This window comes from Paracoccus solventivorans, assembly GCF_900142875.1.
GTDB classification, from domain to species: Bacteria; Pseudomonadota; Alphaproteobacteria; order Rhodobacterales; family Rhodobacteraceae; genus Paracoccus; species Paracoccus solventivorans.
This window is the reverse complement of sequence record NZ_FRCK01000001.1, coordinates 282,055-307,452: the sequence shown is the minus strand read 5'-3', so window position 1 is coordinate 307,452 and position 25,398 is coordinate 282,055. Positions and strand designations below refer to the sequence as shown.

The 25,398-nt window shown below is 70.6% G+C and carries 22 protein-coding genes; 19 read left to right on the top strand and 3 right to left on the bottom strand.

Annotated elements, in window-relative coordinates:
* Nucleotides 1-32: 32 nt before the first annotated feature.
* The 7 genes from BUB57_RS01495 to BUB57_RS01465 all read left to right on the top strand — a co-directional run bounded on the left by BUB57_RS01495 (nucleotide 33) and on the right by BUB57_RS01465 (nucleotide 6,159).
* On the top strand, nucleotides 33-1,601 hold the full coding sequence (locus tag BUB57_RS01495) for a UbiD family decarboxylase (RefSeq protein ID WP_084731901.1): 1,569 nt from the start codon (nucleotides 33-35) through the stop codon (nucleotides 1,599-1,601).
* Nucleotides 1,598-2,170, top strand: a complete 573-nt coding sequence (locus BUB57_RS01490) for a UbiX family flavin prenyltransferase (RefSeq protein WP_073060844.1) — start codon at nucleotides 1,598-1,600, stop codon at nucleotides 2,168-2,170. Before BUB57_RS01495 ends, BUB57_RS01490 begins: the two co-directional genes overlap by 4 nt.
* A 180-nt stretch (nucleotides 2,171-2,350) precedes the next feature.
* Nucleotides 2,351-3,229, top strand: coding sequence for an MBL fold metallo-hydrolase (locus tag BUB57_RS01485; RefSeq protein ID WP_073062007.1), 879 nt, complete (start codon nucleotides 2,351-2,353; stop codon nucleotides 3,227-3,229).
* A 28-nt stretch (nucleotides 3,230-3,257) separates the two neighbouring features.
* Nucleotides 3,258-3,464, top strand: a complete 207-nt coding sequence (locus BUB57_RS01480; protein WP_073060840.1) for a YgaP family membrane protein — start codon at nucleotides 3,258-3,260, stop codon at nucleotides 3,462-3,464.
* On the top strand, nucleotides 3,461-3,886 hold the full coding sequence (locus BUB57_RS01475; RefSeq protein ID WP_073060835.1) for a YeeE/YedE family protein: 426 nt from the start codon (nucleotides 3,461-3,463) through the stop codon (nucleotides 3,884-3,886). The genes BUB57_RS01480 and BUB57_RS01475 overlap by 4 nt, the downstream gene beginning before the upstream one ends.
* A gap of 1 nt (nucleotide 3,887) precedes the next feature.
* Nucleotides 3,888-4,331: a DUF6691 family protein gene (locus BUB57_RS01470; RefSeq protein ID WP_073060833.1), complete on the top strand. Its 444-nt coding sequence runs from the start codon at nucleotides 3,888-3,890 to the stop codon at nucleotides 4,329-4,331.
* 91 nt (nucleotides 4,332-4,422) lie between these two features.
* On the top strand, nucleotides 4,423-6,159 hold the full coding sequence (locus tag BUB57_RS01465) for a SulP family inorganic anion transporter (protein WP_073060830.1): 1,737 nt from the start codon (nucleotides 4,423-4,425) through the stop codon (nucleotides 6,157-6,159).
* On the opposite strand, the gene BUB57_RS01460 is transcribed toward BUB57_RS01465, so the two are convergent.
* Complete coding sequence (locus BUB57_RS01460; protein WP_073060827.1) at nucleotides 6,132-6,470, bottom strand: ArsR/SmtB family transcription factor; 339 nt, start codon at nucleotides 6,468-6,470, stop codon at nucleotides 6,132-6,134. The genes BUB57_RS01465 and BUB57_RS01460 overlap by 28 nt on opposite strands.
* Before the next feature lie 97 nt (nucleotides 6,471-6,567).
* Nucleotides 6,568-8,400, bottom strand: coding sequence for a PHA/PHB synthase family protein (locus BUB57_RS01455; protein ID WP_234951942.1), 1,833 nt, complete (start codon nucleotides 8,398-8,400; stop codon nucleotides 6,568-6,570).
* 491 nt (nucleotides 8,401-8,891) lie between these two features.
* Between BUB57_RS01455 and BUB57_RS01450 the strand changes: the two genes are divergently transcribed.
* From BUB57_RS01450 to pdeM, 8 genes are all read left to right on the top strand, one after another.
* Entirely contained in the window at nucleotides 8,892-9,083 is a 192-nt protein-coding gene (locus tag BUB57_RS01450; protein ID WP_073060824.1) for a tautomerase family protein, read from the top strand.
* Between the two features lie 130 nt (nucleotides 9,084-9,213).
* Nucleotides 9,214-10,323: a helix-turn-helix transcriptional regulator gene (locus tag BUB57_RS01445; protein WP_073060820.1), complete on the top strand. Its 1,110-nt coding sequence runs from the start codon at nucleotides 9,214-9,216 to the stop codon at nucleotides 10,321-10,323.
* A gap of 107 nt (nucleotides 10,324-10,430) precedes the next feature.
* Nucleotides 10,431-11,075, top strand: a complete 645-nt coding sequence (locus BUB57_RS01440) for a transferrin-binding protein-like solute binding protein (RefSeq protein WP_143159562.1) — start codon at nucleotides 10,431-10,433, stop codon at nucleotides 11,073-11,075.
* A 7-nt stretch (nucleotides 11,076-11,082) separates the two neighbouring features.
* Complete coding sequence (locus BUB57_RS01435) at nucleotides 11,083-12,138, top strand: hypothetical protein (protein WP_073060814.1); 1,056 nt, start codon at nucleotides 11,083-11,085, stop codon at nucleotides 12,136-12,138.
* A 176-nt stretch (nucleotides 12,139-12,314) separates the two neighbouring features.
* Nucleotides 12,315-13,304, top strand: a complete 990-nt coding sequence (locus BUB57_RS01430) for a ligase-associated DNA damage response exonuclease (protein WP_073062001.1) — start codon at nucleotides 12,315-12,317, stop codon at nucleotides 13,302-13,304.
* Complete coding sequence (locus tag BUB57_RS01425; RefSeq protein WP_073060811.1) at nucleotides 13,301-14,854, top strand: cisplatin damage response ATP-dependent DNA ligase; 1,554 nt, start codon at nucleotides 13,301-13,303, stop codon at nucleotides 14,852-14,854. Before BUB57_RS01430 ends, BUB57_RS01425 begins: the two co-directional genes overlap by 4 nt.
* The gene (locus BUB57_RS01420; RefSeq protein WP_073060808.1) at nucleotides 14,851-17,247 is read left to right on the top strand and encodes a ligase-associated DNA damage response DEXH box helicase; all 2,397 of its coding nucleotides are present in this window, start codon (nucleotides 14,851-14,853) and stop codon (nucleotides 17,245-17,247) included. Before BUB57_RS01425 ends, BUB57_RS01420 begins: the two co-directional genes overlap by 4 nt.
* A gap of 144 nt (nucleotides 17,248-17,391) precedes the next feature.
* Nucleotides 17,392-18,072, top strand: a complete 681-nt coding sequence (gene pdeM, locus BUB57_RS01415; protein WP_073060804.1) for a ligase-associated DNA damage response endonuclease PdeM — start codon at nucleotides 17,392-17,394, stop codon at nucleotides 18,070-18,072.
* An 18-nt stretch (nucleotides 18,073-18,090) separates the two neighbouring features.
* On the opposite strand, the gene BUB57_RS01410 is transcribed toward pdeM, so the two are convergent.
* On the bottom strand, nucleotides 18,091-18,513 hold the full coding sequence (locus tag BUB57_RS01410) for a MerR family transcriptional regulator (protein WP_073060801.1): 423 nt from the start codon (nucleotides 18,511-18,513) through the stop codon (nucleotides 18,091-18,093).
* An 85-nt stretch (nucleotides 18,514-18,598) separates the two neighbouring features.
* On the opposite strand from BUB57_RS01410, the gene BUB57_RS01405 reads away from it, so the two are divergent.
* From BUB57_RS01405 to BUB57_RS01390, 4 genes are all read left to right on the top strand, one after another.
* Nucleotides 18,599-20,743, top strand: a complete 2,145-nt coding sequence (locus tag BUB57_RS01405) for a heavy metal translocating P-type ATPase (RefSeq protein ID WP_073061998.1) — start codon at nucleotides 18,599-18,601, stop codon at nucleotides 20,741-20,743.
* 780 nt (nucleotides 20,744-21,523) lie between these two features.
* Complete coding sequence (locus BUB57_RS01400) at nucleotides 21,524-22,330, top strand: SDR family NAD(P)-dependent oxidoreductase (RefSeq protein WP_073060799.1); 807 nt, start codon at nucleotides 21,524-21,526, stop codon at nucleotides 22,328-22,330.
* A 66-nt stretch (nucleotides 22,331-22,396) separates the two neighbouring features.
* A complete protein-coding gene (locus BUB57_RS01395) occupies nucleotides 22,397-24,352 on the top strand; it encodes an AMP-binding protein (protein ID WP_073060794.1) in 1,956 nt (651 codons plus the stop codon).
* On the top strand, nucleotides 24,349-25,377 hold the full coding sequence (locus tag BUB57_RS01390; RefSeq protein WP_073060791.1) for a TRAP transporter substrate-binding protein: 1,029 nt from the start codon (nucleotides 24,349-24,351) through the stop codon (nucleotides 25,375-25,377). Before BUB57_RS01395 ends, BUB57_RS01390 begins: the two co-directional genes overlap by 4 nt.
* The last annotated feature ends 21 nt before the right edge of the window (nucleotides 25,378-25,398 follow it).

The window sequence follows — 25,398 nt, the reverse complement described above, 5'->3', positions numbered from 1 at the left end:
GCCGGGGACGAGCCACGACCGGATGCAAAGCTGTGAGAACCCTGCCCCCCTTTGCCGATCTGCGCGCGTTTCTTGAGTGGAATCGCCAGCAGGGACAGCTTTTGCCGATTTCCGAGCCGGTGTCGGTGCGCCATGAAATGACCGCGGTGCAGCTGGCGGCGCTGCGCGCAGGCGGGCCGGTGCTTCGATTTGACGCAGCCACGCTGGGCGACGGGCGGCCCGCCGGAATGCCGGTTGTCAGCAATTTGTTCGCGACTCCGGCGCGGGTGGCCGCCGGCATGGGGCTGACGCTGGATCAGGTGCCCGAGTTCGGCGCTTTCCTGGCCGAATTGCGCAACCCGACCCCGCCCGAGGGGATGCGCGACGGGCTGTCGCGCTGGCCGATGCTCAAGGCGGCGCTGTCCACCCGGGCGCGGGTCCTGCGCGCCGGGCCGGTGCAGGCGCGGGTGGACGAGCGCCCCGACCTGACGGCGCTGCCGGTGCAGGTGCCCTGGCCCGAGGATGGCGGGCCGCTGATCACCTGGCCGGTGGTGGTGACGCGGCCCCATGACAGCGCCGCGCAGGATGTGGGGCGTTATAACCTGGGCGTCTATCGCGCGCAGGTGCTGGGGCCGGACCGGCTGATCATGCGCTGGCTGGCGCATCGCGGCGGCGCGGCCCATGCCCGCAGCTGGGAACGCGCCGGCGCGCCGATGCCGGTGGCGGTCGTGCTGGGCGCCGATCCGGCGACGCTGCTGGCCGCGGCGCTGCCCTTGCCGGAAACCGTGTCCGAAATGACGTTTTCCGGCGTCCTGCGCGGTGCGCGGACCGAACTTGTGCCCGCGCGCACCGTGCCGCTGCTGGTCCCCGCCCGCGCCGAGATGGTGATCGAGGGCTGGATCCACCCCGGAGAGACAGCGCCCGAGGGGCCGTTCGGCGACCACACCGGCTATTACAACGCCGTCGAGCCGTTTCCGGTGATGCGTGTCTCGGCCGTGACCGGGCGCGAGGATCCGCTGTATCTGTCCACCGTCACCGGCCGTCCGCCGGACGAGCCCTCGGTCATCGGCGAGGTGTTCAACGACCTTGCCCTGCCGGTGATCCGCCAGCAGATCCCGGAAATCCGCGACCTGTGGCTGCCGCCCGCCGCCTGTTCCTATCGCATCGGGGTGATCGCCATCGACAAGCGCTATCCGGGGCAGGCGCGGCGGGTGATGATGGCGGTCTGGGGGATGCTGGCGCAGTTCAGCTATACCAAGCTGCTGATCGTGGTCGATTCCGACATCGACGCGCGCAATTGGGACGACATCGCCTGGGCGCTGTCCACCCGCATGGACCCCGGCCGCGACCTGGTGGTGCTGGACCGCACGCCGATGGATTACCTGGACTTCGCCTCGCCGCTGGAGGGGCTGGCGGGCAAGCTGGGGATCGACGCCACCACCAAGATCGGGCCGGAGGCCTCGCGCGAATGGGGGCGGGTGATGCGGCTGGACCCCGCGCATGAGGCGGCGGCCGCCGACATCCTTACCCGGGCCGGAATGGCCGCGCAGGACGCCGCGGGGCAGGGGGGTGCGCCGCGCCGCACCCGCCCGGCCTTGCCCCGGCCGGGGATGATCCGGTGACGGTGGTGCTGGGGCTGTCGGGGGCCTCCGGCGCCACACTGGCGCTGGCCTGCGCGCGGCATCTGCGGGCCGCGGGCGCGGCGGTCGAACTGGTGGTGTCCCCGATGGGCAAGCGCACCCTGCGCGAGGAAATGGGGCCGGGCGCGCTTGATGAGCTGGCGGCGCTGGTCGATCACGTGCACCCGGCGGGGGATGTGGGGGCCACGCTCGCCTCGGGGTCGTTCCCGACGCGGGGGATGATCGTCGCCCCCTGTTCGATGCGCAGCCTTGCCGCCATCGCCCACGGGCTGGACGACAACCTGCTGATCCGCGCCGCCAGCGTGCACCTGAAGGAACGCCGGCCGCTGGTGCTGCTGGCGCGCGAGGCGCCGCTGACGCTGGCGCATCTTCGCAACATGACGGCGGTGACGGAAATGGGGGCGGTGGTGATGCCGCCGGTCCCGGCCTTCTACCTGCGCCCGCAAAGCGTGGCCGAGATCACCGACCAGATCGCCGCGCGGGCGGTCGATCTGCTGCACCTGTCGCCGCCCCGCGCCGCGGCGTGGACCGGGCAGGCCCCGCCGGGCTGAACGCCGCGGCGGCCCTGGTCCAGGGCAAACCCGCCCGCATCGCGCGGGGCGGGGCGGATCTGCTGTCGCCTGCGCCATTGCCCTTGAAGGATGCAAATATTCGCATTATTGAATGAACGCGGCGCGCGCCCGGCAGCGGCGTCGGACAGACACGGACAGGAACCGCAGGAGCAGACCCCGATGACCCAAGCCCCTGAAGTGACCGGGTTTTACGAAAAGCGCACCGGCTCGGTGCAATATGTCGTGGCCGACCCGGCGACCGGAAAATGCGCCATCATCGACCCGGTGCTGGACTATGACGAGAAATCCGGCGCGACCGCGACGATTCAGGCCGACCGCATCCTGAAGTTCATCGCCGACAAGGGCTATGAGGTGCAGTGGATCCTCGACACCCACCCCCATGCCGACCATTTCACCGCCGCCGATTACCTCAAGCGCAAGACGGGCGCGCCGACCGCCATCGGCGAAAAGGTGGTCGAGGTGCAGAAGCTGTGGAAAGGGTTCTACAACTGGCCCGACTTCCCCGCCGACGGCTCGCAATGGGACAGGCTGTTCGCCGAGGGCGAGAGCTTCAGCGTCGGCAACATCCCCGCGCGGGTGATGCTGTCGCCCGGCCATACGCTCGCCTCGATCACCTATGTGATCGGCGACGCGGCCTTCGTGCATGACACGCTGTTCATGCCCGACAGCGGCACCGCCCGCGCCGATTTCCCCGGCGGCGATGCGCATGTGCTGTGGCGGTCGATCCAGGACATCCTCGCCCTGCCGGACGAGACCCGCATCTTCACCGGCCACGACTATTGCCAGGGCGGGCGCGCGCCGAAGTGGGAATCCACCGTGGCCGAGCAGAAGGCCAGCAACTGCCACATGTCGAAATACCTGACCGAGGCCGATTTCGTCGCCGCCCGCGAGGCGCGCGACAAGACCCTGCCGATGCCCAAGCTGATCCTGCACGCGCTGCAGATCAACACCAATGCCGGGCGACTGCCCGAACCCGAATCCAACGGGCGGCGTTACTTGAAAATTCCGCTCGACCTGCTCGAAGCGGCTTGGGACTAGGAAAGCGACCGGGGAAAGGAGACTGGAAATGCAGGCGAATATTGGAAATGCCGAACGGATCGCCCGGCTGATCGCCGGCGTGGTGCTGGTGCTGCTGCCGTTCCTGTTCAGCTTCACCACCGCATGGACCTGGGTATCGGTGATCGTCGGGCTGGTGCTGATCGGCACCGCCGCGATCCGCTTTTGCCCGGTGTGGAAGCTGCTGGGCATCTGCACCATCGAGGGGCGGAAATGACCGACTTCACCCCGCTGCTGTCCTTGCTGGGGGGTGCGCTGATCGGCGTTGCGGCGGTGGCGCTGATGGCGCTGCACGGCCGCATCGCCGGCATGACCGGGATTCTGGGCGGGCTGCTGCCGGTCGCCGGGGACTGGGGCTGGCGCGCGGCGTTCCTGCTGGGCGCCATCGCCGCGCCGGCGCTGATGATCCGGGCGGGCGGCGTCGCGATCTCGTTCGAATCGCCGGTGCCGATGGTGTGGACGGTGGTCAGCGGGCTGCTGGTCGGGGTCGGCGTCGTCTATGGCGCCGGCTGCACCTCGGGGCACGGGATCTGCGGCAACGCCCGGCTGTCGCCGCGTTCGCTGGTCGCTACCGTGACCTTCATGCTGGCGTCCTTCGCGACGGTGTTCGTCATCCGCCACCTGATCGGAGGGTTCTGAATTGGTGGTGATCTCTGCCCTGCTGATTGGACTGGTGTTCGGTGCCGGCATCGCGCTGTCGGGCATGGCGAACCCGGCCAAGGTACTGAACTTCTTCGACCTCGCCGGAAGCTGGGACCCGTCGCTGATCTTCGTGATGGGCGGCGCGCTGGCGGTGACCTTTGCCGGATACCGGCTGGTGCTGAAACGGCCCGGCCCGCTGCTGGGCGGGCGCTTCCACCTGCCGGCAAGGCGCGACATCGACCCGGGGCTGGTGCTGGGCTCGGCCGTCTTCGGCGTCGGCTGGGGCATCTCGGGGTTCTGCCCGGGCGGTGTCATCCCCGCGCTGGGGCTGATGCGATTCGAGCCGGTGGTGTTCGTCGCCGCCATGGTCACGGGCATCCTGCTGGCCCGCATCCTCAAGCGGCAGGACCTGTCCGCCGCCCCCGGCCGCCAGGGCGTCTGAGCACCCCTCGCCGGCCATCTGCCCCCGCGCCGCCTAGGGCCCCGCGCGGGGTTTTCCAAGGAGCGGACCCGTGAAACGACTCGAGCGCTGGATGCCCATCCTCGGCTGGGGGCGGGGTTACGATGCCGGCACCCTGTCGGCCGATCTGCTGGCGGCGGTCATCGTCACGATCATGCTGATCCCGCAAAGCCTGGCCTATGCCATGCTGGCGGGGCTGCCGCCCGAGACGGGGCTTTACGCCTCGGTGCTGCCGCTGGTGGCGTTCGCGCTGTTCGGGTCGTCGCGGACGCTGGCGGTCGGGCCGGTGGCGGTAGTGTCGCTGATGACCGCCTCGGCCGTGGCGCCGGTGGTGGCGGCGGGCATCGCGGATGCGGTGACAGCGGCGGTGACGCTGGCGGCGCTGTCGGGGGTGATGCTGGTCGCCATGGGGCTGCTGCGGCTGGGGTTCCTGGCCAATTTCCTCAGCCATCCGGTGATTTCGGGGTTCATCACCGCCTCGGGGCTGCTGATCGCGGCCGGGCAGCTGCGCCATATCCTGGGCGTGCCGGGCGGCGGCGCGACGCTGCCCGCGATCCTTGCCGGGCTGGCGCGGCAGCTGGGGCAGGTGAACCCGTGGACGCTGGCGGTGGGGGCGGGGGCGCTTGGGTTCCTGTATCTGGCGCGCCGCAGCGCCAAGCGCTGGCTGATCGCCGCCGGGTTGAACGCGCGGTCCGCCGACATGATCGCGCGCGCGGCCCCGATCCTGGCGATTGCCGCCACCATCCTGATCGCCCGGGCGCTGGACCTTGGCGCCCGCGGCGTGGCGCTGGTGGGGGAGATCCCCAGCGGCCTGCCGGTGCCGCGGCTGCCGGATCTGTCGCCCGAGCTGGTCGCGGCGCTGGCGCCGGCGGCGTTCCTGATCTCGATCGTCGGTTTCGTCGAATCGGTGTCGGTGGCGCAGACGCTGGCCGCGCGGCGGCGCGAACGGATCGTCCCGGATCAGGAACTGATCGGGCTGGGCGCGGCCAATCTCGCCGCTGCGGTGTCGTCGGGCTATCCGGTGACGGGGGGCTTCGCGCGCTCGGTGGTGAACTTCGACGCGGGCGCGCGGACGCAGGCGGCGGGGGTGTTCACCGCGCTGGGCATCGCGCTGGCGGCGCTGTTCCTGACGCCGCTGCTGTCGCACTTGCCACAGGCGACGCTGGCCGCCACCATCATCCTGGCGGTGCTGTCGCTGGTCGATTTCCCCGCCATCGCGCGGACCTGGCGCTATTCGCGCCCCGATTTCGCGGCGATGCTGGGCACGATCCTGGTGACGCTGGCGGTCGGGGTCGAGCAGGGGGTGACCACCGGCGTGGCGTTGTCGCTGGGGCTGCATCTGTGGCGCAGCAGCCGTCCCCATTCCGCCATTGTTGGGCAGGTGCCGGGGACCGAGCATTACCGCAACATCGACCGGCACGAGGTCATCACCCACCCGGAAATCCTGTCCCTGCGCGTCGATGAAAGCCTGTATTTCGCCAATGCCCGCTTCCTCGAGGACCGCATCGCCGAGCTGGTGGCCGAGCGTCCGGGCCTGCGCCACGTGGTGCTGATGTGCCCCGCCATCAACGACATCGACGCCAGCGCCCTGGAAAGCCTGCAGGAGATCAACCGCCGCCTGGCCGACGCCGGCATCCGCTTTCACCTGTCCGAGGTAAAGGGGCCGGTGATGGACCGCCTGCAGCGCAGTGATTTCCTGGACCACCTGACCGGGCGGGTGTTCCTGTCCCAGCACGCGGCGGATTGCGCGCTGCGCGCCGCGGTGGAGCCATGCGCCGAGGATCAGCCCGCGGCGCAGAAATTGCCGTAAAGCACCTCCATCATCTGCCGAGCGGCGTCACTTTCGATCCGGTACCAGATCGTCTGCCCGTCGCGGCGCCCCGCCACGATGCGTTCGCGCCGCAGCAGCGACAGGTGCTGCGAGACCGTCGAATCGCGCACCTGCAGGAACTCGGCCAGCTGTCCCACCGATTTTTCCCCCTGCACCAGCTGGCACAGGATCAGCAGCCGATGGCGGTTGCCCAATGACTTGAGGAACTCGCTCGCCTCGTCGGCGGCGGCGCGCATGGCCTCGGGGTCGATGGCGACCGGGGCCGCGTCGTCAGAAGCGTGGCTGTCCATGCCCCCAACCTACAGGGTTTCGAATATACGGTCCAGATGGAACAGGATCGCCCGGCAAGGCTCCGCCGCCCCCGGCGATGGGGGCGGCGGCGGCGGCCTAGCGCTGGAACACGTATTCCCCCGGCGCGTCGCCCAGAACCGGATAGCCGCGGTCCGGCGCCCCTATCGGCGGCGGCGCCACGGGTGCGCCGGAATGCTGCGCCAGCCAGCCGGTCAGCGCCGGCCACCACGACCCCAGATGCGGCTCGGCCGCCTCGGTCCAGCTGTCGGGGTCGAGGCAAAGCCCGTTTTCCTCGCGCAGCGCGATGCGGTAGCGGCGGCGCGGGCGGCCCGGCTCGCTGACGATGCCGGCATTGTGGCCGCCGCTGGTCAGCACGAAGGTCACCGCGCTGCTGCTGAGGTAGTGGATCTTGTAGACCGACCGCCACGGCGCCACGTGGTCGCGTTCGGTGCCGACCACGAACATCGGCACCCGGATGTTCTGGATCGCCGCCGGCCGGCCCTCGACCATGAAGCGCCCGGCCGCCAGCTCGTTGTCCAGATACAGCCGTTGCAGATATTCCGAATGCATCCGCCACGGCATCCGGGTGGAATCGGCGTTCCACGCCATCAGGTCGATCATCGGCCGCCGCTCGCCCATCAGATAGTCGTGGACCATCCGCGACCAGATCAGGTCGTTGCTGCGCAAAAGCTGGAACGCCCCCGCCATCTGGTCCGAGGACAGGTAGCCCCGGCTCCACATCATGCTTTCAAGGACGTGCAGCTGGCTGGGGTCGATGAACAGCGCCAGCTCTCCGGGTTCGCTGAAGTCGGTCTGCGCAGCCAGCAGCGTCATGCTGGCCAGCCGCCGGTCGCCGCGGTGCGCCATTTCGGCGGCGGCGATGGTCAGCAGCGTGCCGCCCAGGCAATAGCCGACCCCGTGGGTGCGCCGCTCGGGCAGGATCGCCCCGATCGCCTCCAGTGCCGCCATCACCCCCAGCCGGCGATAGTCGTCCAGGCTCAGATCGCGGTCCTCGGCGGTCGGGTTGCGCCACGAGATGCAGAACACCGTATGCCCCTGCGCCACCAGATAGCGGATCAGCGAGTTCTGCGGCGACAGGTCGAGGATGTAGTATTTCATGATCCAGGCCGGCACGATCAGCACCGGCTCGGGGTGGACGGTCCCGGTCGTGGGCGCGTACTGGATCAGCTCGATCAGGTGGTTGCGCCAGACCACCTTGCCCGGCGTCACCGCGACATCGCGGCCGACCACGAAATCCTCGGCCCCTGCGGGCGGCTGGCCCGCCGCCTGCCGCGCCATGTCCTGCCACCAGTTCAGCGTCCCCTGCATCAGGTTCATCCCCCCGGTCTGCACGGTGCGGGCGATCACCTCGGGGTTTGTCAGGGGCGAGTTCGAGGGCGAGAACACGTCCAGCGCCTGCCGCGCCATGAAGGACACCAGCCGCTGGTGATGGGGGTGCACGCCGGGCACCTCGTTGGTGGCGTTGTGCCACCATTGCTGCTGCAACAGGAACGCCTGCGCCCAGATGCTGAAGGGCGGCTTGCGCCAGCGGTCGTCGGCAAAGCGGTAATCGCCGGACAGCGGCTCGATACAGGCGGGGGCGTCGCTTTTCGCCGCCACCTCGGCCAGGTGGCACAGCAGCCGCGCCGCCTTGCGGTTGGCCTTGTCGGCCAGCTCCATCCGCTTGCCGGGGGCGGCGGCCAGATGCATGGCCCAGTCGTGCATGGCCAGGCTGGCGGCCGCAGGCGACAGCCCGCCGGTCAGCTGCGCCGACCAGGCCGCGCGCATCCGGTCGAAGATGCGATAGCCCTCGCGGCCCAGGGTTTCCTCGCGCGCGACCGGGGGCAGCTGGGGGCGTGCCGCAGCGGGTGGTTCCGGCGAGGGCAGGGGGGCGGGGAGGGAGGGCCCGGCGGTAGCCGGTGCAGCCACGGAAAGCGCGGGTGCGGAAGCGGCGGGTGCGGCCGTGGCAAGAGGGGGCGCAGCGTTGGCGGCCCTTTGTGCAGTGGGCGCCGGTGCGGGCGCGGTATCCGGCGGCGGCGCGGCTGCAGCTTCCACAGGTTCGGGTGTAGTGGGCACAGCTGCCGACGAGGTTCCAGCGGGCGCGACTGCTGCGGCGTCCACCGGCGCGGCGTCCAACGGCGCAGCAGAGTCTTTGCGCGCTGCGGGGCGGGACGTGCTGCGGCGGGGTCGGCGGGGGCTGCGCTGGCCGGGCGGGGTCGGCGGGGTCATCATCCTCTCTCCTGCGGTGCGGGATGTTCGGGGGCATTCTACGCTGCAATCCGGGCGCGGATCAAAGCGGCAGATCGTACCGCCCCCGCGTCACCACCCCGCCGCGCGGGCACTGGACGGCGCGCCCCCGAATCGGGATAGCTGGTCCCGCGGCCCCCGGCCCGCCACCCCGTTTTGCAAAAGGAGCCCCCATGCCGCTGGTCCGCATCGAGCTGTTCCCCGGCCGCAGCCACGCCCAGAAGATGGAGATCGCCGACGCCATCACCCGCGTGCTCGAGGAAAAGGCGGGGATCTCTCCCACCGCGACGACGGTAATGTTCTCCGAGGTGGCGCCCAGCGACTGGGTGGTCGCGGGCAAGCCGCTGGGGATGCCGAGGGACTGACCCGCTCTCGGGCGGGGAATGGCACGCAGGGCTTGACAGGAATCGGTACCCCGCCTTTCCTCAAGCCATGGACCTGACTGCATTTCCCTGAACGATTCCGGCCCGCCCGGAGAAGAGCGGAGCCCGTCCCATGACCCGCCGGATCGCTGCCCCCGCCGACGATGTGGATGCGCTGGTCGACGGTTTCCGGGCCGCCGCGCTGTCGGCGCTGCTGGGCGAGACCGGCTGGGCCGACTGCCTGTCGCTGCTGGCGCAGGGCCTGCCCGGTGGCAATGTCTCGATGTTCGTGCAGACGGACCGCAACCAGCCGCTGCCCTGCTATTTCGTCACCGAGGGCTTTGACGAGATCATGCAGCTTTACCTGCGCGACTTCAGCGCCATCAACCCGCTGTGGCCCGGCGACCCCTATGCCGAGGAAGGCCGCGCCACCGCCGACATCGAGACGCTTCCCCGCGACCAGCTTGAGCGGACCCCGTATTACCAGGAGTTCGCGCGCCATTATCCGCTACGGGCCACCGCCGGCATGGTGATCGCGCCCCGCCCCGAGGAATCGGCCGCGATCACCCTGAACATGGCCAGCACCGACCCCGGCGACGTGCTGCGTGCGCGCGAGCGGCTGGCCCGGGCGTGGCCGGTGCTGCGGCAGGTGGTGCGCCATTATCGGCTGCTGGGCGAGCGTGCCTGGACCGCGCAGGGGCTGGCCGCGCAGCTCGAGGCGGCGGGGTGCGAGCTGCTGGTGGTCGGGCAGGGGCGCGCGCTGCGCTTTCGCGCCGGCCCCGACCACGGCGCGGCGCTGCACCGCTGCGACCCGCTGTCGGGGGCGCTGCGGCTGGCCGATCCCCGCGCGGATGCCGCGCTGGGCGAGCTGCTGCGCAGCGACCATGCCGGCCGCGACACGGTGCAGCTTGAGGATGCGCGCGCGCAGCTGACGCTGGTGCGCCACCAAGGCGATGCCGAGACGCGGCTGTTCTGCGGGCCGACCGTTTCGGTGCTGATCGACCCGCGCCGGGGGCTGTCGGGGCGGCAGCGCATGAACATGATGGTGCGCCGCTTCGGCCTGACCCACGCCGAGCGCCGCGCGCTCGAAGGCATCGTCGCCGGGCACGGCATCGACGAGATGGCGCGGCTGCACGGGCTGTCCCCCGAAACCATCCGCAGCCAGGTGAAAAGCCTGCTGGCGCGGACCGAGACGGGATCGCAGCTGGAGTTGCTGCGGCTTTACGACCGCTCGACGCGCTGAAACCCGCCGATTTTCACCCGCGCGGGTGAAGACAGAATGTCGCGCCGTGGACTGTAATCGGACCCGGGCCGTTGCCCGTAGCGATTACGATCCATGGAGAGAATATCATGTTGTTAACCAGAGCCGACGGCCCCGCCCTTACCGTCGTCGCCGCCATCCTGCTGTCGGGCTGCATGGGCAGCAGCGGCGGGTCCAGCAGCAGCCCGCCGGGCGGCGGCGGTGGAGGGGTGCCGCCCGGACAAACATTTGACGCTCATGACCCGGCCGCGGTTGCGATGGAGTCTCGCATCGACGCGATGTCCGAAACCCAGGCCCGGCCTACCTCCGGCCGGGCCAATTACGACGGCTATGCCTTCATCGAGATGAACATGACCGGCCAGAATGTCCGGCCGGGCGACCAGGGATACGAGGCCGTGTTGGGCCAGATGGCGCTGAGCGCCGATTTCGCCGGCGGCGGCGTGACCGGCCGCATCCACAATATCGGCGTGGAGGAGGGGCCCACGCTGGGCGGCCAATTGGACATCAGCGAGGGCCGGCTGACCGGCAACGGGCTGACCGGCAAGGTTTCGGGGACGCTGACCGGCAGCGCCATGGGCGACGTGACCGCCGATCTCGACATGGACGGGAGGTTCCGGGGCAATGATGCCGATGCCGTGGTGGGCGGCTTTACCGGCGGCGTGATGTTCGGGAACGGTCAGAACCGCGTCGTCGGCGGCGACAGCGGCTTCGTCGCCGAGCAGATCGCCCCCTGACCCCGGAATGCGCCGCATTCGCGCCATCGGCTGGCGGGGGATCGCCCTCGCCGGCCTGCTGCTGCTGCCGGGCCTGCCGGCCGTGGCCGAGCCGCCCGACCGGGTGCAGGCGGCGCTGCTGTCGGGCTCGTCCCGGCTGGCGGGTTTCGCGCTGATGCGCGACCGCCCGGCGGGCGGGGCGCCGCTGCTCGCCCGGCTCATGCACGCCGAGGGGATGCTGCGCGACGGGCGCGACGGGCCGGTGCTGCTATGGCGCGGCGGCTCGGTGCGGCCGGTGCTGCGCTGGGACGACAACATCAACGGCGGGATTCCGGGAGACACGGTCTCGGTCGGCGGGCTCGACCTGACGGTCGACGCGGCGAGCCGCGCCCGCAGCGGGCTGGTCCTGGGCGGCGCCGCCTCGGCCGGGGCGCGGTACCGCCTGGCCCCCGGGCGGGTGCTGCGGCTGTCGGCGCAGGCAATGGCGGTGCATTCCCCGCGCCACGACCTTTCGCGCGGCGAGGCGGCGGCCGAGGCTTGCATCGCGCAGGCGCTGCCGGGCTGGCGCTTTCTGGACGCCTGCGCCGGGCATTCGCTGGCCCGCAGCGATCTTTCCGATGCAAACCTGTCCTGGGCGGCGCTGCGCGGCACCGGGCATTTCGAGGCGGCGGGCGGGCTGCACGCGCTGTCGCTGGGCCTGCGCCAGACCTGGCGCAGCGACTATGCCCAAGGGTTCCTGGACCTGTCGCTGGACAGCGCCCTGCCGCGGATCGGTGCGCTGGGGCTGCAGCTGTCGGTCGGCGAATCCGTCGCCGGGCATAACGCCATCCGCTATCGCGCCGGGGCGTCCTTGACCCGGCGGGTGGCCGGGCGGCGGGTGTCGCTGGGCCTCGACTGGCAGCGGGAAGAGGGCTCGGCCGTCTTCGGGACCCCGCGCCGGGATGCGCTGCACACGCTGGGGGTCGAGGTCGAGCTGTCGCCCCGGCTGACGCTGCGGCTGGCCGGGCAGCGCCGGTCCTCGACGATCTCCATGTATGACGAGAACCGCCTGATCCTGGATGTCGGCTGGCGCCCGCGACGATAGGCGGCAATGATCGCGTGCGCCGCCCCCGGGGAACTGCCGCCCCCTAGGCCCGTTTCCGTCAGGTAACCGCAATGGAGGATCGCGATGACCGATGCCGGCGCCCCGGGTCCCGTCATGCACGGCAGGCTGCCCGCCGACCGCCCCGCTTGCGCCCGGATGCGCCGCCAGCCGTGAGCATCCGCCCCGAGGATATCCTCTGCCCGACCGAGGCCGGGCTCTACTGCCCGCCGGGCGGGTTTCACATCGATCCGCTGCGCCCGGTTTCCCATGCGCTGATCACCCACGGCCATTCCGACCACGCCCGCCCCGGCCATGGGGCGGTGCTGGCGACGCGGCAGACGCTGGACATCATGGCGATCCGCTATGGCGAGGATTTCGCCGCCAGCCGGCAGGCGGCGGATGGCCCGCTGCGTATCGGCAATGTTACCGTCAGCTTTCACCCGGCCGGGCATGTACTGGGCTCGGCGCAGATCCTCATCACCCCCGACACGGGCCCGCGCATCCTGGTCTCGGGCGATTATTGCCGCACCCCCAACCCGGTCTGCCTGCCGTGGGAGCCGATCCCCTGCGACATCTTCATCACCGAGGCGACCTTTGGCCTGCCGATCTTCCGCCATCCCGACCCGCTGGCCGAGGCGGGACGGCTGCTGGCCAGCATGGCCGAGTTTACCGAGCGCCCGCATCTGGTCGGCGTCTATGCGCTGGGCAAGGCGCAGCGGATGATCGCGCTGGCCCGCCTGTCCGGCCATGACGCCCCCATCGCCATCCACGGCGCCCTGCAGCGGCTGTGCGACTATCACGTCGCGCAAGGGATCGACCTCGGGCCGCTGGTCCCGGCGAGCGAACCGGGCGAGGCGCGGCTGGTCCTTGCCCCGCCCTCGGCCTTTGCCACCCCCTGGGTGCAGCGGTTCCGCGACCCGGTGCTGGCCTATGCCTCGGGGTGGATGACGGTGCGCGCCTGGGCCCGCCAGCGCGGGATCGAGCTGCCGCTGGTCATCAGCGACCACGTCGACTGGCCGCAGCTGACCGCCACCATCCGCGAACTCGCCCCGCAAGAGGTCTGGATCACCCATGGCGCCGAGGACGGGCTGCTGCGCTGGTGCGAGCTGAACGCCATCCCCGCCCGGCCGCTGCGGCTGGTCGGCTACGAGGACGAGCCGGAATGAAAGCCTTTGCCCGCCTGCTGGAACGGCTGGCCTTCACGCCGGGACGGAATGCCAAGCTGACCCTGATGTCGCATTACTTTCGCGACACGCCCGACCCGGACCGGGGCTGGGCGCTGGCGGCGCTGACCGGCACGCTGCAGTTGCGGCAGGCCTCGCCCAGCCTGCTGCGGCGGCTGGCAGGTGAGCGGGTGGACGAGCAGCTGTTCGCGCTGTCCTATGATTTCGTCGGCGATCTGGCTGAAACCATCGCGCTGATCTGGCCCGAGCCTGCCGCCGAAGGCGCCGAGATCCCGCTGGCGCAGGCGGTGACCACGCTACGCGAAACCGGCAAGCTGGCGCTGCCCGCTGCCATCGCCGACATGCTCGACCGCCTGTCGGCACCCGAGCGGCTGGCGCTGCTGAAACTGGCCACCGGCAATCTGCGGGTGGGGGTCTCGGCGCGGCTGGCGCATGTGGCGCTGGCGCAGGCGGGGCCGCGCAGTGCCGACGAAATCGCCGAGGTCCTGCACGGCCTGACCCCGCCCTATCTGCCGCTGTTCGCCTGGCTTGCCGGCGGGCCGCGCCCCGAACTCGCCTCGGCGGCGCCGTTCCGGCCGGTGATGCTCTCCACCCCGGTCACGCCCGAGGATCTGGCGGCGCTGGACCCGGCCGAGCATGTGGCGGAATGGAAATGGGACGGCATCCGCGTGCAGGCGGTGTCCGAGGGCGGGCTGCGGCGGCTTTATTCCCGCACCGGCGAGGAGATCGGCGCCGCCTTTCCCGACCTGCTCGAGGCGATGGAGTTCCAGGGCGCGGTGGACGGCGAGCTGCTGATCCGCCGCGGCGAGGATGTGGCGCCCTTTGCCGATCTGCAGAAGCGCCTGAACCGCAAGACCGTCAGCCGTGCCATGCTGCACAGCCACCCGGCGGTGCTGCGGCTTTACGACATCCTCAGCTGGGAGGGCGAGGACCTGCGCCCGCTGCCGCTGGCGGAACGCCGCGCCGCCCTTGAATCCGCGCATTTCCCCAGCCCGCGCATCGACCTGTCGCCGCTGCTGCCCTTCACCTCGTGGGACGACCTTGCCGCCCTGCGCGCCGCGCCCCATGCGGCGGTGATCGAGGGGGTGATGATCAAGCGCCTCGACGCGCCCTATCTGGCCGGGCGCCCGCGCGGCCCGTGGTTCAAGTGGAAGCGCGACCCGATGGTGGTCGACGCGGTGCTGATCTATGCGCAAAGCGGGCATGGCAAGCGCTCGGGCTTTTACAGCGATTTCACCTTTGGCCTGTGGGATGGGGGCGAGCTGGTGCCGGTGGGCAAGGCGTATTTCGGGTTCACTGATGAGGAACTGCGCGAACTCGACCGTTTCGTGCGCCGCCATACGGTGCAGCGTTTCGGCCCGGTGCGGCAGCTGGAGCCGCGTCTGGTGGTCGAGGTGGCGTTCGAGGGGCTGAATGTCTCGACCCGCCACCGCTCGGGCCTTGCCATGCGGTTTCCCCGCATCTCGCGCATCCGCTGGGACAAGCCCGCGGCCGAGGCCGACCGGCTGGACACGCTGCGGGCGATGTTGTGAGCAGCCTGCCGCCGCTTTTCGCCGACTGGTTCGCCCGCAACGGCTGGCAGCCGCACCCGCACCAACTGGCGCTGCTGGCGGCGCAGGGGGATGTGCTGCTGATCGCGCCGACCGGCGGCGGCAAGACGCTGGCGGGGTTCCTGCCCTCGCTGGTCGACCTCTATCTGACCGGGGCGCAGGGGCTGCACACGCTCTATGTCTCGCCGCTGAAGGCGCTGACCGCGGATGTGGCCAGGAACCTCGCGCGCCCGATCGAAGGCATGGGGCTGGCGATCAGCGTCGGCGACCGCACCGGCGACACCCCCGAAAGCCAGCGCCGCCGCCAGCGGGCCGAGCCGCCGCAGATCCTGCTGACCACGCCGGAATCGCTGGCGCTGATGCTGTCCTGGCCCGAGGCGCCGCGGCTGTTTGCCGGGCTGCGCCGGGTGGTGCTGGACGAATTGCACGCGCTGGCGGAATCCAAGCGCGGCGACCAGCTGATGCTGGGGCTGGCGCGGCTGCGCAACCTGGCGCCGGGGCTGGCCGTCACGGGCCTGTCGGCGACGGTCGAGGACCCGCAGGCGCTGGCCCGCTTCATGGGCGGCGCGCGGGTGATCGAGGCCGACCCCGGCCCCGTCCCCGACATCGCGATGCTGCCGACAAGCCGGCCGCCGCCCTGGGCCGGGGGCGGCGGGCGCTATGCGGTGCGCGACGTGCTGGACGCGGTGGCGCAGGCGCGCACCACCATCATCTTTCTGAACACCCGCGCGCAGGCGGAACTGTTCCTGCAGGCGATCTGGGCCGCCAATGACGACAACCTGCCCATCGGCCTGCATCACGGCGCGCTGGCGCGCGAGGCGCGGCAGCGGGTGGAGGCCGCCATGGCCAGCGGGGAGCTGCGCGCGGTGGTGGCGACGGCGAGCCTCGATCTCGGCATCGACTGGGGCGATGTGGATCTGGTGATCCAGGTCGGGGCGCCGCGCAACATCAAGCGGCTGGTGCAGCGGATCGGGCGCGCGAACCACCGCTACAACGCGCCGTCCCGCGCCCGCATCGTCGCCGCCAACCGCTTCGAGGTGATCGAATGCGTGGCCGCGCTGGAGGCGGTGCGCGAGGGCGATCTGGACGGCGAGCCGCGCGGGCCCGGTCCGCTGGATGTGCTGATCCAGCATATCCTGCTGACCGCCTGCGCCGGCCCCTTCGATGCCGAGGCGCTTTATGCCGAGGTGCGGAGCGCCGGCCCCTATGCCGGGCTGTCCCGCGCCGATTTCGACGCCTGCCTCGATTTCGCGGCGACCGGCGGCTATGCGTTGCGCGCCTATGACCGCTGGCAGCGGCTGCTGCTGCGGGACGGGCTGTGGCAGCTGCGCGACCCCCGCGCCGCCCGCGCGCTGCGCATGAACATCGGCACCATCGTCGAGGCCGAAAAGCTCAAGGTCCGCCGCAGCGGCCGCGGCGGCGCCACGCTGGGCGAGGTCGAGGAAAGCTTTGCCGCCACGCTAGCCCCCGGCGACACCTTTCTGCTGGGCGGGCAGGTGCTGCGCTATGACCGGCTGCGCGAGCTGGTGGTCGAGGTCACCCCCCAGCCGCGGCGAGAGCCGCGCATCGTGGTCTATTCCGGGCTGAAATTCGCCACCTCGACCGAGCTGTCGGCGCGGATGCTGGCGGTCATCGCCGACCCCGACCGCCACCGCGAGCTGCCCCCGGACATCCGCGCCTGGCTGGATCTGCAGGCCGAGGTCAGCGGTATTCCCCGCCCCGGCACGCTGCTGTGCGAGAGCTTCCCCCGCGCCGACCGCTGGCATCTGGTGATCTACGGCTTTGCCGGGCGCAACGCGCACCAGACGCTGGGCCTGCTGGTCACGAGGCAGATGGAGGATGCCGGGCTGGCGCCGCTGGGGTTCCTCGCCATGGACCACGCGCTGCTGATCACCTCGCTGCTGCCGGTCGAGGATGTGGCGCCGCTGCTGCGCCGCCCGACGCTGGAACAGGGGCTCGAGGACTGGCTGGCCGACAGCTCGGTGATGAAGCGCAGCTTCCGGGCGGTGGCGACCATCGCCGGGCTGATCCAGCGCAACCTGCCCGGCACCCGCCAGACCGGGCGGCAGGCGACGTTTTCCAGCGACATCATTTATGCGACGCTGCGCCGCCACGACCCCGACCATATCCTGCTGCGCGCCACGCGGGACGAGGCGCGGCGAGGCTTTGTCGATTTCGACCGCATCGGTGACATGCTGTCGCGCAATGCCCATATCGAGCTGCGCCGGCTGGACCGGGTCTCGCCGCTGGCTGCGCCCTTGCTGCTGGAAATGGGGCGGGTCCGGCTGGGCGGCAGCGGGCACGAGCGGTTGGCGGAAAAGATGGCGCAGGAGCTGATGGTAAGCGCCGGGCTGGACCGGCTGGAACCGGGCTGACGACCCGTGCGGGAATGCGGGTGGCAGGTGTCGCGGGCTGGCGTTATTCCTGCCCCGCCGAATAGGGATCGTCGTGTCGCCGTCGGCCCGCAGGCAAGGAAAAGGCAGGACGGATGACGGGCAGGAAACCGGACAGGCGGGTGCATGGCTGAGCTGCGCTTTGGCGGTGCGACGCTGATCGCCCGGCGCTCGGGGGCGCTGTGGTGGCCCGAGCGGCGGATGCTGGTGGTCGCCGACCTGCATCTGGGCCGGGCCGAGCGTTATGCCCGCCGCGGCGGGCCGCTGCTGCCGCCCTGGGACGTCACCGACACGCTGCACCGGCTGGCGGCGGAAATCGCGGCGCTGGACCCGGCGCAGCTGGTCTCGCTCGGCGATGGTTTCGACGACGATCTGGCGGCCGAGGCGCTGGACCCGGCGGCGCGGCAGCTTCTGTGGCAGCTGGCGCAGGGGCGCGACTGGCTGTGGCTGGCCGGCAACCACGACCGCCGTCCGCTGTCGGACGACCTGCCCGGCCGCTGGGCGCCCGAGCTGCCCGGCCCCATCGCCTTCCGGCACGAGGCCGGGCCGGGGCCGGACGTCTCGGGGCACATGCATCCGGTGGTGTCGCTGGCCGGGCAGCGCTGGCGCTGTTTCGTGCTGGGGGCGGATCACCTGATCCTGCCGGCGTTCGGCAGCTATACCGGCGGGCTGGACATCCGTGACCCGGCATTCCGCCGGCTGGTCCCGCAGGGCCGGGCGATCTGCTGTTCGCAGGCGATGTTCACCGTGCCGCTGCCTGCCGCGACCGCCGCGAGGGCCGGGGTGCGGCCGCCGGTCCCCGGCTGAGCGCCGGAGGCTGCGCCCTCAGACCGCCTCGACGTGATGCGTGCACAGTGCATGATTGCCCAGCGACTCGATCACCCGGCAGTCCGAAACCCTCCCCGAGGCGCATTGCGCCAGCATCCGCTCCAGCTCGGCCTCCAGCGCGCGCAGCCGGGCGATGCGGGCGCGCGTGGCTTCCAGCTGGGCGCGGGCGATGTCGTCCACCGCCTCGCAGGGGTGGTCGGGGCGGTCCGACAGGCTCAGCAGGTCGCGGATCGCCTCGAGCGGGAAGCCCAGTTCGCGGGCGTGGCGGATGAAGGACAGCCGCTCGAGCGCTGCCCGCGGGTAAAGCCGCTGGTTGCCGGCGCTGCGGTCGGGCGGGGGCAACAGGCCGATCTGTTCGTAATAGCGGATCGTCGGCACCTTGACCCCGGCCGCCTGTCCCAGCTTTCCGATCGACAGCATGATTTCCCTCTTGAAGCTCTAGTTGCTATAGAGATTAAGTTTCCGAATCGAAGGCGGCAAGGGCCGCGCGATGAAGGGCCGGACAATGGCGGATACGGATACTCTGTGCGAATGGTCGATCTCGGGCATGGACTGCGGGTCCTGCGCGGGAAAGATCCGGGATGCGGTCGGCGGGCTGCCCGGTGTGTCGGAGGTCAGCGTGACCACGATGAACGAACGCCTGCGGCTGCGGCTGGATGAGACGCAGACCGGGCGCGAGCGGGTCGAGGCGGTGGTCCGCGCGCTGGGCTTCGGCATCACCGAGCGGGACAAAGCGCCGGGCGCCGCTGCGGGGGTGCAGCCCGCCGTGCCGGCCCTGGCGCCGCGCTGGTTCCAGACCGCCAAGGGGCGGCTGGTGATCCTGACCGGGCTACTGCTGGCCGCCGCCTGGGCGTTGAAGCTGCTGGTCCCCGGGCCGCTGGGTGGCTGGGGCTTCGTCGTCGCCTGCGTGCTGGGGGTGGCGCCGGTTGCGCAGCGGGCCTGGGCGGCGCTGCGGCTGGGCCAGCCCTTCACCATCGAAAGCCTGATGACCCTGGCCGCCGCCGGCGCGCTGCTGATCGGCGCGGCCGAAGAGGCCGCACTGGTGGTGTTCCTGTTCGCGGTGGGCGAGCTGCTGGAAGGCGTCGCCGCCGACCGCGCCCGCAACGGCATCCGCGCGCTGAGCGATCTGGTCCCCCGCACCGCGCTGCTGGAAACCCCCGCCGGCACCCGCGAGGTTGCGGCCGAGACGCTGGCGATCGGCCAGGTGGTGCTGGTCCGCCCCGGCGACCGCATCCCCGCGGATGGCGAGATTGCCGAGGGCACCGGCGGCATCGACGAAAGCCCGGTGACCGGGGAAAGCCTGCCGGTGACCCGCGGCCCGGGTGACAGCGTGTTCGCCGGCGCGATCAACGCCGAATCCGTGCTGCGCATCCGCGTCACCCGCGAGGCGAGCGACAACACCATCGCCCGCATCATCCGGCTGGTGGAAGAGGCCGAAGAGGCGCGCGCCCCCACCGAACGCTTCATCGACCGCTTCAGCCGCTGGTACATGCCGCTGGTGGTGGCATTGGCGGTGCTGGTGATGGTGGTGCCGCCGCTGGCCACGGGTGCGCCCTGGGACGAATGGATCTATCGCGGGCTGGCGCTGCTGCTGATCGGCTGCCCCTGCGCGCTGGTGATCTCGGTCCCGGCGGCAGTGGCCTCGGCGCTGGCGGCGGGGACGCGGCGCGGGCTGCTGATCAAGGGCGGCGCGGTGATCGAGGCGGCGGCCGGGCTGCGCAGCGTCGCCTTTGACAAGACCGGCACCCTGACCCGCGGCCGCCCCGAGGTCACCGACGTGGTGGCGCTGGCCGCGCTGGACGAGCCCGGGGTGCTGCGGCTGGCCGCGGCGGTCGAGGCGGGGTCGAGCCACCCGCTGGCGCAGGCGGTGCTGCGCCGGGCCGAGGGGATGGCGCTGCCCGAGGTTGCCGAGGCCCGCAGCATCCCCGGCAAGGGCGTGTCCGCCACTGTCGAGGGCCGGCGGCTGACGGTGGCGAACCCGCGCCACGCCGCCGCGGCGGGCGCGCTGCCCCCGGACGCCGCCGAGGCCGCGGCGACGCTCGAGGCCGCGGGCAAGACCGTCGCCGTACTGTTCGACACCGACGCGGCCCTGGGGCTGATCGCCTTTCGCGACGAGCCCCGCGCCGACGCTGCTGCCGCCATCGCTCAGGTCCGCGCGCTGGGGCTGGCGCCGGTGATCCTGACCGGCGACAACCAGCGCACCGCCGCCGCCATCGTGGGGGCGCTGGGTGCCGACTACCGCGCCGAGCTGCTGCCCGAGGACAAGCTGGCCGCGATCCGCGAGTTGGCGGCGGGCGGGGGCGTGATGATGGTCGGCGACGGCATCAACGACGCCCCGGCGCTGAAACAGGCCGACGTGGGGGTGGCGATGGGCTCGGGCACCGACGTGGCGCTGGAAACCGCCGACGCCGCGATCCTGCGCGACCGCGCCGCGGATGTGGCGGCGCTGATCCGCCTGTCCCGCGCCGCGATGCGCAACATCCGCCAGAACGTCGCCATCGCGCTGGGGCTCAAGGCGGTGTTCCTGGTGACCACGGTGCTGGGCATCACCGGCCTGTGGATCGCCATCCTCGCCGACACGGGCGCCACGGTGCTGGTGACGCTGAACGCGCTGCGCCTGCTGGGGTTCGGGGGAGGGCGCGAGGGGTAGGGGGAGTGGGCCGTCAGTTTGATGAGCCTGTCTCAGTTGCCCCCGACGCGGCAGTTCCGGCCGCACGGAGCTGGCGCCGCTCGCTGACGGCGGCGGTGCGGTTCTGCTCAGGATGTTGTCGCCCGGAAGGGCCCGATCGCATGATGAATGGAGCGTAGAGGGCTGAAAGCTTTCTGCAGGCTTCGCGTCCGTAAAGACCGCAGTTATGGGGCGCTCGAATCATCGAAATTGCAGATTTTGAATGGCGGCGCGCATGTTCAAGGTGCGGTCGGCGCGTCGCTTTTGCGCGGGACAGCGGGAAGCGGACACATGGCGGCGAAGCGATCACCTCAGGTGACGCCTTGGCCGTGGAATGACGAGCGTTCGGAGTAAGGACCGCGCCCATGCCCGCCAAGCGGTTCGCTTGACAGCCTGTGAAGGCCAGTCCGCTTACGGTTCGTTTTCATCTGAAGGTGTCTTGGAAGCCATGCGCCAGTGTTCCTTTCCGCAGGGATTCTTATATGTCATCAATAATAAAGCGATATTTACAGCCATCGCTGGCTTCTCTCCCCGCCTAAAATTAACCGTTGACGAGATGAGCAAGACTCATCAATATTGCTAAGGAAGTGAACTATACGCTAGCAGGTAACCTAGAGGTTACAGGGACAATATCGGGATCGAGCGAGGAGGAACTGCCCGGAACGCGTTTCCGGCGGGCTCGTGTAAGATGATCTGCTCTGCGAGCGCAGGTCACCAAACACCCGGTTGGACCACGCCTGCGACGGCTAAGGGGGCAGGGGAATGATGACAGAAGCCGACGACGGCCGCCACCCGGCCTTTGCGCTTCGCGGCAGCAACGCGGTCATTGGCGGCGGGACTTCCGGCGTCGGGCTGGAGACCGCACGGCTGCTGCTGCGCGAGGGTGCGGCGCAGGTGGTGCTGATCGGCCGCAACCCGCACAAGGGTGCCGCGGCCGTCGCGCAGCTGAATGGCGAGGGCCACGCCGGGGTGTCCAGCTTCCAGCCGGCGGAGCTGTGCGATCCGGGTGCCGTTGCCCCTGCGATCGCTGCGATCGAGGCCCGGATCGGCCCGATCGACATCGCGATCAGCGCCGCGAACTCCGGGGCCGTGCCGAGGTTGTTCCATCTGCTCGATCCTGGTGAAATCCCTGCGCAACTGAACGAGCAGGCCCTGCCCGCGCTGCTGCTTTCCGCGGCGGTACTGCCGGGAATGCGGGAACGGCGGCGCGGTGCGATCATTCTCGTCGCTTCGGACGCGGCCCGCGTGCCGACCCCGGGCGAGGCGGTGATCGGCGCCGGCATGGCCGCAATCACCCGCTTTGCCACCACCCTGGCGATGGAGGCCAAGCGCGACGGAATCCGGGTGAACGCGGTCACCCCGTCGCTGATCGCGGACACGCAATCCTATGACCGCATCATGGACGATCCCTTTGCGGCCAAGCTGTTCCAGCGCGCCGAAAAGGCCGCCGCGTTGGGGCTGACCCGGCCCGAAGACATCGCCCCCACGCTGGTGTTCCTGGCCAGCCCTGCCGCCGCGCGGCTGACCGGCCAGGTGATTTCGGTGAACGGAGGCATCTCGGCCGCCTGAGACCGGCGCCACCCCGCACCGCGGGAGGAGAACACAGAGGTTCCAGTGCTTTTGGGAGGAGGCAACATGGACATGTCGATGCGCAACGCCAGCCAGGCCGCGGTTCTGCCCTGGCTGCCCGGGTATGCGCCGCTGCCGGGGCGGGTTGCGCGCGCCCGCTGCCTGACCGACTCGGACCGCACGGAAATCGCGCGCTGGCCCATCGAGGCGCTTGTCCCCGCGACGACCGTTCTGGGATGCCTGCGCGCCACGGCGGCGGCGCAACCCGATAAACCCGCGATCATCCAGTTGCATCGTGGCGTTCCCGGCGGCCCGCGCAGCACCCTTTCCTATGCCGAGATGCTGGACCGGATCGAGCGTGCCGGCCGGCTGTTCCAGTCACATGCCGGACCCGGGCAGCGGCCGGTTGTGGCGGTGGTCCTGCCGATGGTCGCCGAGGGGCTGGTCGCCTCGTGGGCGGCGATGGCGGTGGGCACGCTGCTGCCGGTCAACCCCTATCTGGAAGTCGAGGCGCTGGCAGGGATCCTGCGCTCGGGCCAGGTGACGACACTGGTGACCACCACCACGGCCGCCGGCGGCGACGGGGTGTGGCGCGACCTGGACCGGTTGCGGGAGATCATGCCCGAGTTGCGGCATATCCTGCTGGTCGGAGAGACCGACCCCGCGCGTGGATTTGACGACGCGCTGGCGGGTGTCGGAACGGAGGCCCCGCTGGCGGGGCTGACCGGGCCCGAGGATGTCGTGGTGACGATGCCCACCGGCGGCACCACCGGACTGCCCAAGCTGGTCCGCATGTCGCAGCGCCGGTTGCTGATCGTGTCCTGGAACACCGGCACCCTGATGGGCCCCGAGCCCGAGACGGTGGTTGCCAACGGGATGCCGAACTTTCACTGTGGCGGGCTGATCCCGCTGGGAACCCGCAGCCTGCTGTTCGGCCAGACCCTGCTGACGCTGACCTCGCGCGGGTTCCGGGACCGCGAGGTGGTCGCGAATTTCTGGCCGTTGATGGAGGAGTTCGGCGTCACCTCGGTCCTTTCCACGCCGACGACGGCGGCGGCGATACTGCAAGCCAGCCCGGAAGGCCGGGTCCACCATCGGATCACCGATTTCCATTGCGGCGGCGCGACGATCCCCGTCGACCTGATGGAGCGGTTCCACCAGCGCTTCGGGATCTGGCTGCGCGAGAACTGGGGCCTGACCGAGACGCATGGCACCATCACCGGCCATCCCGATCCCTCCACCCGCCCGCGGGTCGGGTCCGTCGGGCGGGCCTTGCCCGGCTATACCTTGCGGGTCGTCGAGATCGACGGCCACAGCCGCATTGACCGTGACCTCCCCCCGGACAGTTGCGGGGTCGTGGTTGCGCAGGGGCCAAGCTTGATGCTTGGCTACAATCTGCCTGACCGCGACCCCGAATTTTTCGTCACTGACCCGCGCGACGGCTCGGTCTGGGGCAATTCCGGCGACATCGGGCGGCTGGATGGCGACGGTTACCTGTGGCTTTCGGGGCGCGCCAAGGACCTGATCATCCGCGGCGGCCACAATATCGACCCCCGCCTAATCGAGGATGTGCTGGACGCCCATCCGGCGGTGCGCCTGTGCGCCGCCGTGGCCGAGCCTGACGCCGACAAGGGCGAGATGCCCGTCGCCTATGTCGAGCTGATGGAGGGGGCCGTCACCAGCGGCACCGCCCTGCGCGACTGGTGCGCCGGACGGATTGCCGAACGCGCCGCCTTGCCCCGGGAAATCCATATCCTGGACGCGCTGCCGCTGACGCCGGTGGGCAAGATCTCCAAGGTCGCGCTGCGCTTCGACGCCAAGCGGCGGGCATTGCAGCGGGCGCTGTCGGACCGGTTCGGCGCCGGCGCCCCCGGCTTTGAGCTGACCACCGGCCCGCGGGGGGATCGAGCAGTGTTCGCCGCCCCTCTTGCAGCCGAGGCCGCGGCCGAGATCACCGAAATCGCCTCTCGCCTGCACTGCCAGACATCGATCCAGCAAACCGACCCGGAGGTCACACGATGAAAGCCCTGTTCCCACTCGTCACGTCCGCCCTGCTGGCGGCAGCCGGCCAAGCCGCGGCGCAGGACGTCACCTTGCGCGTCCATCACTTCCTGCCGTCAACGGCGTTTCCGGCGACGGACATGGTCGAACACTGGTGCGAGACCATCAAGACCCGCTCGGACGGGCGGATGGCCTGCCAGATCTACCCCGCGATGCAGCTGGGCGGCACGCCTGCGCAACTGATCGACCAGGCGCGGGACGGCATCGTCGATGCGGTCTTCACCGTGCCCTCGTACCAGCCCGGCGGCTATCTGCGCAGCGAGGTCTTTGAGCTGCCCTTCATCGCGGGAACCGAGCCGGTCACCGCCATGGCGATGTATGAATATGTCACCGAGCACGTGCCTGACGAGTATAGCGGCGTGCGTCCCCTGTGGGTGGCGGTCGGCGACCCGTCGGTCCTGCATTTCAAGGCCGAGGCGCTGCAGACCATGGACGAGATGCGCGGGCTCAAGATCCGCTCGCCCGGCCGCTATGGCGCCATTGCGCTGGAGCAGGTCGGTGCCTTGCCTGTGCAGCTGCCGGCCAATGCGATCACTGAATCGCTGTCGCGCGGCGTGATCGACGGGGTGATGATCCCGTGGAGTGCGGTCCGCATGCTCAACATGCAGGAAGAAACCAGCGCCCACACCGTCTTCGCAGATGGCAGCCGTCCGTTTACCAACTCGATCGCCATGTTCGTGATCGGCGAGCGCGCCTACGACCGCCTGCCGGCGGATCTGCAGGCGGTGATCGACGAGGCATCCGGGGTCGAGGCCTCGCGCCAGATGAGCGAGATCTACCGGCGAAAGGGCGTCGAGGACCGCGAGGCGGCGATGGAGCGCGGCGCCAGGGTCCACGTCATCGACGATGCGCAATATGCCGAGTGGGTGAAGCGGATGGAGGTGGTCCGCCAGCGCTGGATCGAAGAGGTCGACCGGAGCGGGGCCGATGGAGCCGCGCTTTACGAGACCGCCACGGCGCTGATCGCCAAATACGAAAACCAGTAAGCGCCGCCCGGTCCGCCACGA